Source organism: Halopiger aswanensis (genome assembly GCF_003610195.1).
In the GTDB taxonomy this organism is placed as follows: Archaea; Halobacteriota; Halobacteria; order Halobacteriales; family Natrialbaceae; genus Halopiger; species Halopiger aswanensis.
On sequence record NZ_RAPO01000015.1, the window covers coordinates 1 to 1291 of the forward strand.

Genomic DNA, 1291 nt, shown 5'->3' on the forward strand with positions numbered 1-1291 from the left:
TGGCTTGAGCAGTTTGTACATTACTATAACACACAACGACCGCATCAATCACTTAACGGACAGACGCCAGCCGAGGTGCTAAACTAGACAGTGCCGAAGAAGAGTACGGTCAAGATATTTCTGAAGATGAACTGGAGCAGTTGGTTGTAGAGACTATGAGAACTGTTGATGTTGGCGATGAGGTTAGTCAAACAGCACAACGAAAGAAGATTCTTAATGCGTATACAGATTCGTTTATCGAGATGTTTGACCTAGATCCTATAGGTGTTGAGAAACGTCAGCAACTACGCTCAGAGACTTTGGCAACTGGCGAGGTTGTCGATCAGAACAATAAATTAGACGAGAGTAGCAATGTATTCCGAATTGAGGCGAAAACCGTAGCAATGTACTGGTGAAGGTGACATCAACATATTCAGTATCTTCTAATTCCTTCCAACTCAATTCTGTCACGCCGAGTTTGCTGAATATAGGGCGCATATTCAGCACGGCTGCTAAAACCTATCACCGATCGCGGGTATCAACAAGGTGGCTCAACCGTGTCCACGTGCTGCGATGGTTCTCTTCACTGCGGACTCGAGAAGTAAGCCCGTCCTCTTGTCTTTACTACAGCGCCGCACTACCGTCTCGAGTCACCAGTAGATCAGAATTCACGATCAGTTAGAACCGGCAAATATCACTTGTATAGGTACTGCGTTTGGGCACGACTCAACGGCTACCAAAAGAATCCTGATTCCGCCACTGCACCGGTACCGACCGGGTGAACCGGTCAGTATCCTAACGCTCTTTAGGATTGATTGAGTAACTAACAGACGCGCACGAAAGTGCGCTGAGCCGGAGTGCTTGGGTGGAGACGGGCGCTCCGGCTCACACACGCCCCCGCGTAGCGGGAGCAATCCATCGTTCGAATTGGCGAAATAAAGATGTGCCGACGTCCTGTTGGAACTATGGCAACGGTGCTTGGTTCTCTCGTTGGATTGTATCCTGCGACGTTGGGGCCTACAACTGGAGAACCATGGTCCTGAATATCACCATCCATTGCGATTGTAGCACTGCCATCGATACAATCCGTCCAGCAGTTCGGTCACATATCCGGACTACGAATGAGGCTCACTGTACCGATCACCAATCTGCCGACTAATCACGATCTCGACTACGATGCATCCAACTCTGACCGCGGTACTCGAACGGATTTCAACTCATGAGGACTGTGACCGAACGGCGCTTCCACCGCTGTACGAGGCTGTCGATCCCGAGGCCGTCACCTCGCTGCTCGAGTCAAATACAGACGTCG

The 1291-nt window shown here is 50.0% G+C and carries 3 protein-coding genes; all 3 read left to right on the forward strand.

Features of this window, described 5'->3' with window-relative positions; translation table 11 throughout:
• Window positions 1-87, forward strand: an 87-nt coding sequence (locus ATJ93_RS23195) for an integrase core domain-containing protein (RefSeq protein WP_139327095.1), incomplete at its 5' end; no start/stop codon positions are given.
• A 68-nt stretch (window positions 88-155) separates the two neighbouring features.
• Window positions 156-395 (forward strand): hypothetical protein, encoded by a 240-nt coding sequence (locus tag ATJ93_RS23395; protein ID WP_147376707.1) that lies wholly within the window; start codon window positions 156-158, stop codon window positions 393-395.
• A 760-nt stretch (window positions 396-1155) separates the two neighbouring features.
• The coding region (locus tag ATJ93_RS23880) for a HalOD1 output domain-containing protein (protein ID WP_342768882.1) at window positions 1156-1291 on the forward strand (136 nt) is incomplete at its 3' end.

Coding starts and splice junctions, on each gene's coding strand:
- ATJ93_RS23395 (WP_147376707.1), top strand. CDS start 156: ATGAGAACTGTTGATGTTGGCGATGAGGTTAGTCAAACAGCACAACGA.